7 protein-coding genes are annotated in these 5,582 nt (G+C 73.1%); 5 read left to right on the plus strand and 2 right to left on the minus strand.

Translation table 11 applies throughout. The features are described 5' to 3' along the window. Nucleotides 1–254 (minus strand): acyl-CoA dehydrogenase family protein (locus KN815_RS45710; protein ID WP_216347695.1); only part of this gene is annotated, 254 nt, incomplete at its 3' end. A gap of 59 nt (nt 255–313) precedes the next feature. Then, on the minus strand, nt 314–1,495 hold the full coding sequence (locus KN815_RS45715) for an acyl-CoA dehydrogenase family protein (RefSeq protein WP_216347696.1): 1,182 nt from the start codon (nt 1,493–1,495) through the stop codon (nt 314–316). Nucleotides 1,496–1,560: 65 nt separating this feature from the next. Here KN815_RS45715 and KN815_RS45720 point away from each other — a divergent pair, with 65 nt between their 5' ends. The 5 genes from KN815_RS45720 (at nt 1,561) to KN815_RS45740 (ending at nt 5,439) form a co-directional block, all read left to right on the plus strand. Then, a complete protein-coding gene (locus KN815_RS45720) occupies nt 1,561–2,346 on the plus strand; it encodes an SDR family oxidoreductase (protein WP_216347699.1) in 786 nt (261 codons plus the stop codon). A 15-nt stretch (nt 2,347–2,361) separates the two neighbouring features. Then, on the plus strand, nt 2,362–3,033 hold the full coding sequence (locus tag KN815_RS45725; protein WP_301184705.1) for a TetR/AcrR family transcriptional regulator: 672 nt from the start codon (nt 2,362–2,364) through the stop codon (nt 3,031–3,033). A gap of 35 nt (nt 3,034–3,068) precedes the next feature. Further along, a complete protein-coding gene (locus KN815_RS45730) occupies nt 3,069–4,226 on the plus strand; it encodes an acetyl-CoA C-acetyltransferase (RefSeq protein ID WP_216347697.1) in 1,158 nt (385 codons plus the stop codon). A 96-nt stretch (nt 4,227–4,322) separates the two neighbouring features. Further along, the gene (locus tag KN815_RS45735) at nt 4,323–4,745 is read left to right on the plus strand and encodes a septal ring lytic transglycosylase RlpA family protein (RefSeq protein ID WP_014056993.1); all 423 of its coding nucleotides are present in this window, start codon (nt 4,323–4,325) and stop codon (nt 4,743–4,745) included. Between the two features lie 13 nt (nt 4,746–4,758). Continuing rightward, nucleotides 4,759–5,439 carry a cell wall protein gene (locus KN815_RS45740; RefSeq protein WP_216347698.1) on the plus strand — a complete coding sequence of 227 codons (681 nt, stop codon included), beginning with the start codon at nt 4,759–4,761 and terminating at the stop codon, nt 5,437–5,439. Nucleotides 5,440–5,582 lie beyond the last annotated feature (143 nt).

Genomic DNA, 5,582 nt, shown 5'->3' on the forward strand with positions numbered 1-5,582 from the left:
CCCGGCACGGCATGTCGCCCCGCCGCGACATACGCCACGCCCAGCTCCACCGGCAGCGGCCCGACCCCCTCGTACGCCTCCGGTACGGCCAGCCCGGTCACCCCGGCCTCGGCGAGCCGCCCCCACACCGCGCGCCCCGGCGCACGCTCCCCGCGCGCCCACGCCCGGACGGCGTGCGGCGTATCGGCCGCGCCGAGCATCCGGTCCACGGTGCGGCCGAAGTCCGTCTGCGCCTGATCGAGCATGAACCTCATCCGGGGATCCCCTCGTCAGCCACTGAGCTCGTCACCGGGTCCGCACCGGCACCGGAGCCTCACCGGCGCCCCTTCGGCAGGCCCAGCAGCCGCTCGGCGATGATGTCGCGCTGGATCTCGTTGGTGCCCGCGTAGATCGGGCCCGCGAGGGCGAAGGTATAGCCGTCGGACCAACCGCCGGGCGCGGCCGGGTCGTCGGCGCCGTCGGCCAGTTCGCCGCAGGGGCCCAGCAGGTCCAGGGCCGTCTCGTGGAGGGCGATGTCCAGCTCCGACCAGAAGACCTTGTTCAGGCTGGACTCGGCGCCGAGCGAACCCCCGGCGGCCAGCCGGGAGGCGCCCGCGTAGGCGAACAGCTCATACGCGCGGGCGCCGATCACCGCGTCGGCGACCCGGTCGCGCAGCGAGGCGGCCGTCTCGTCGTCCGGCGCGTCCGCCCGCTCCCGCCACAGCGCCACCAGCTTCCGGGCCGCCGCGGTGAACCGCCCGGGGCTGCGCAGGGTCAGCCCGCGTTCGTTGCCCGCCGTGCTCATCGCGATCCGCCAGCCCTGCCCCGGCTCGCCGATGACGTCCTCGTCCGGCACGAACACCTCGTCCAGGAAGAGCTCGGCGAAGGCGGGCTTGCCGTCGAGGCGGCCGATGGGGCGCACGGTCACACCGGGCGCGTCCAGGGCGAACATCAGATACGTCAGCCCCCGGTGCGGTGCGTCCGCCGCCGGATCGCTGCGGAACAGGCCGAAGGCCCGGTCGGCGAAGGCCGCCCGGGACGACCAGGTCTTCTGCCCGGTAAGCAGCCAGCCGCCATCGGTGCGGCGGGCGGTGGAGCGCAGCGAGGCGAGGTCGGAGCCCGACTCCGGTTCGGACCACGCCTGGGCCCAGATCGTCTCGCCGCGCGCCATCGGTGGCAGGATCCGGGTGCGCTGCTCGGCGCTGCCGTGCTCGAAGAGGGTGGGGGCGAGCAGGCTGATCCCGTTCTGGCTCACCCGGCCGGGCGCGCCCGCCGCGTAGTACTCCTCCTCGAACAGCAGCCACTCGACCACCGAGGCGCCCCGGCCGCCGTACTCCTCGGGCCAGGTCACCGCCGACCAGCGGTCCGCCGCGAGGGTGCGCTCCCAGCCGCGATGCGCCGCGAACCCCTCGGCGGTCTCCAGGGAGGGCAGGGGAGCGGTGGGCGTGTGCGCGGCCAGCCACCGCCGGGCCTCGGCCCGGAACGCCGTCTGCCGCTCGGTGAGATCCAGGTCCACCGGTGCGTCACCTCCCTCGGCCGAGCTTCCCTAACAAGTGTTTGGTAGGTTACCGTGGCGTCGTGATGGACAACAAGGCGCCGTACGTTCCCGGCCACGGCCTCCTCACCGGCCGCACGGCCGTCATCACCGCTGCCGCGGGCGCCGGAATCGGGGGCGCCACGGCCCGGCGGTTCCTGGAGGAGGGCGCGCGGGTCGTCCTCGGTGACGCCCATGGGCGCAGGCTCCAGGAGACGGTGGCCGCGCTCGCCGAGGAGTTCGGCGAGGAGCGGGTCGCCGGATGCGCCAGCGATGTGACCGACGAGGCCCAGATCGCCGCGCTGTACGACCTCGCCGAGGAGCGCCACGGACGGCTGGACGCGGTGGTCAACAACGCCGGGCTCGGCGGCACCGCCCTGCTGACCGAGATGACCGACGAGCAGTGGGACAAGGTCATCGACGTCACCCTGAACGGCACCTTCCGCTGCACCCGCGCCGCGCTGCGCCGGATGAAGGCCGGCGGCCACGGCGGGGTGGTGGTCAACAACGCCTCGGTCGTCGGCTGGCGCGCCCAAGCGGGCCAGGCGCACTACGCGGCGGCCAAGGCGGGCGTCATGGCGCTCACCCGCTGCGCCGCGGTCGAGGCCGCCGCCTACCGGGTGCGGGTCAACGCGGTCTCGCCGAGCCTGGCCATGCATCCGCATCTGGTGAAGGTCACCACCCCCGAGCTGCTGGCCGCGCTCACCGAGCGCGAGGCGTTCGGCCGGTACGCCGAGCCCTGGGAGGTGGCCAACGTCATCGTCTTCCTGGCCAGCGGCTACTCGTCGTATATGACCGGCGAGACGGTATCCGTGAGCAGCCAGCACGCATGAGGCGAGAATGAGAACGTGCCGAATTCCACCAGGACCCGCGCTTCCACCGGAAACAGTGCGAAGAAGAGCGAGAAGAAGACGACCGTGAGCCCGTCCCCCGAGCGACGGCGCGAACTGCTCTCGACCGCGGCGGAGGTCTTCGCCGCCCAGGGGTACAACGCGACCACCGTCCGCCGGATCGCGGACGAGGCGGGGATGCTCGCGGGCAGCCTCTACTACCACTTCGACTCCAAGGAGTCGATGGTCGACGAGATCCTCTCCACCTTCCTGGACGAGCTCTGGGCCGGATACGAGGCGGTGCTCGGCGCCGGACTCGGCCCCCGGGAGACCGTCGAGGCACTCGTCACCGAGTCCTTCCGGGAGATCGACCGGCACCGCGCCGCCGTCGCGATCTACCAGAAGGAGTCGAAGCACCTGTCCGCCCAGCCGCGCTTCGGCTATCTCACCGAGTCGCAGCGCAGGTTCGAGCGGGCGTGGCTGGGCGCGCTGGAGCGCGGAGTGGCCGAGGGGGTCTTCCGCGCCGACCTCGACATCCGGCTGGCGTACCGCTTTCTGCGCGACACCGTATGGGTCGCCGCCTCGTGGTACCGGCCCGGCGGACAGCACAGCCCCGAGGAGATCGCCCGCCAGTACCTGTCGATGGTCCTGGACGGCATCACTCCGCGAGAGCGGCAAGAGCGACCGTAAGACCGTCATGACGTGAGGGAACCCAAGGAGCTGACATGCCCGAGGCATACATCGTCGAAGCGGTAAGGACGCCGGTGGGGCGGCGGAAGGGCGGGCTCGCCGCCGTCCACCCCGCCGACCTCGGCGCGCATGTCCTGCGCGCGCTGATGGAGCGCTCGGGCGCCGATCCGGCCGCCGTCGAGGACGTCGTCTTCGGCTGTCTGGACACCGTGGGCCCGCAGGCCGGGGACATCGCGCGCACCTCCTGGCTGGCCGCCGGGCTCCCGGAGGAGGTCCCGGGCGTGACCGTCGACCGGCAGTGCGGCTCCTCGCAGCAGGCCCTGCACTTCGCCGCCCAGGCGGTGCTCTCCGGCACCCAGGACCTGGTGGTCGCGGGCGGGGTGCAGAACATGTCGATGGTGCCCATCGGCTTCGCCAGCCGCCAGGCGAGCGAACCCCTGGGGCTGACCGAAGGCCCCTTCGCGGGTTCGGAGGGGTGGCGGGCGCGCTACGGCGACCGGCCGGTCAGCCAGTTCTACGGAGCCGAGCTGATAGCCGAGAAGTGGGGCATCACCCGCGAGGCCATGGAGGAGTTCGCCCTGGGCTCGCACCGCCGGGCGCTGCGCGCGATGGACGAGGGCCGCTTCGACCGCGAGGTCGTCCCGTTCGGGGACGTCCGGATGGACGAGGGGCCGCGCCGGGACACCAGCCTGGAGAAGATGGCCGCCCTCAAGCCGCTCATGGAGGGCGGCCGGCTCACCGCCGCGCTCTCCTCACAGGTCTCCGACGGCGCCTCGGCCCTGCTGGTCGCCTCCGAACAGGCCGTACGGGAGCACGGCTTGACCCCGCGCGCCCGGGTGCACCATCTGTCGGTGCGCGGCGAGGACCCGATCCGGATGCTGTCCGCGCCCATCCCGGCGACCGCGCACGCACTGAAGAAGACCGGACTGACCATCGGCGACATCGGCCTGGTCGAGATCAACGAGGCGTTCGCCCCCGTCGTACTGGCCTGGCTGAAGGAGACCGGCGCCGACCCCGACCGGGTCAACGTCAACGGCGGCGCCATCGCCCTGGGCCATCCGCTCGGCGCCACCGGCACCAAGCTGATGACGACCCTCCTCCACGAACTGGAGCGCACCGGCGGCCGGTACGGGCTACAGACGATGTGTGAAGGGGGCGGCCAGGCCAACGTCACCATCATTGAGCGGCTGTAGGGGCCCCGACCGGACGCCTTCCCGTGGCGGCCGCCCCCGGCCCCACGGATGATGGTGCTGCTCCGAGGGGCGGACCGAAGCCGGGAGGACAGTGGCATGGCGTGCGGATCGACCAAGCTCTGGAACGGCGAGGCCACCTGGTTCTGTTGTGGCAACGCCTGGGGTCCGTGCGCCTCGGCGGGCGGTGGCGCGTGTGGCACCTGTCGCTCCAGCGCCCTTCAGGCGGCCTGGCCCAACGCCTCCAAGGCGTGCTGGGACCTCACCCGGCCGGACCTGTGCGGCGAGGACATACCCCGGCGCGGCTGCGGCTCCATGATGAAGGTGCGCCATGACTGCTCGGGCGCGAGCGTCTGTGTCACCGTCAGCGACTGCGGCCCGCGCACCCGCAGCTTCTGCTCCGAGTCCACCTGCTGCGACGGGGTCTGCCGCACCAACCGCGTCATCGACCTCACCCCCGCCGCCTTCTCCGCCATCGGCAGCCTGAGCTCCGGCACCCTGCCGGTCTCCATCTTCGAATGAGGCGGGCCCGGCCATGAGCGCCTACCGAACCGGCGACCCCCTCGACCGCCGTCGCTTCCTCACCGCCGCCGCCCTCCGCGGTGCCACCGTCATCGGCACGGGAGCCCTGAGCGCGGGAGCCCTCGGCACCGGGGTCATCGGGGCGACCGCCCTGGGCGCCGTGGACGCCGACGCCGCGTTCGCCGCACCCATCCGCCCCCTGGACCCCGCGGTCGCCGAGAGCGCCTTCGCCGAGGGGCGGATCACCGCGATCAACCACGATGTCCTGGAGGTCGCGGGCTCCTACGGCGACCACTCCCGGGTGCGGGTCACGAACGCCACCAGCGTCTGGAAGGCCCGGGCCACCACCGCGGCCGACATCGAGACCGGCGACGGGCTCTATGCCCGCGGCCTCCCCCTGCCCGACGGCACCCTCGCCGCCGACGCGGTGTGGGTCAACATCGTGAACCTCCACGCAACCATCCGCGGTATCGAGAAGACCCGGCTGCATCTCGCCCACGGACAGCACGAGATCGTCGGCAACCTCATGGCGCGGACCACCAGCGCCTCGTACGGCGACGCCTCGCCCACCGCCGATCTGTCCCGGCTCACCATCGGACAGAGCGCCCAGGTCCTGGGCGCGTGGCGGCCCTCCGACGGCTCCGTGGACCTCGTGCGCGTCGCGGTCGCGCCCGGTGCGGGGAGGCGACGGTGAGCGCCCTGGTCTGCGCCGTCGCCCCGCTGGTGCTCGCCGGGGTGCTCGGACCGGCCGGTGCGGGCAAGCTGTTCGGCCGGGGCACCGCCCGGCAGGCGCCCCGTACCGCGCTCGCCCGGCTGCTGCGCGACGGCGGCCGGGCC

Source organism: Streptomyces niphimycinicus, from assembly GCF_018883605.1.
In the GTDB taxonomy this organism is placed as follows: Bacteria; Actinomycetota; Actinomycetes; order Streptomycetales; family Streptomycetaceae; genus Streptomyces; species Streptomyces niphimycinicus.

Excerpts from the sequence above, each read along its gene's own strand:
- KN815_RS45720 (WP_216347699.1), top strand. The coding sequence starts at position 1,561 with ATGGACAACAAGGCGCCGTACGTTCCCGGCCACGGCCTCCTCACCGGC.
- KN815_RS45730 (WP_216347697.1), top strand. The coding sequence starts at position 3,069 with ATGCCCGAGGCATACATCGTCGAAGCGGTAAGGACGCCGGTGGGGCGG.
- KN815_RS45735 (WP_014056993.1), top strand. The coding sequence starts at position 4,323 with ATGGCGTGCGGATCGACCAAGCTCTGGAACGGCGAGGCCACCTGGTTC.
- KN815_RS45740 (WP_216347698.1), top strand. The coding sequence starts at position 4,759 with ATGAGCGCCTACCGAACCGGCGACCCCCTCGACCGCCGTCGCTTCCTC.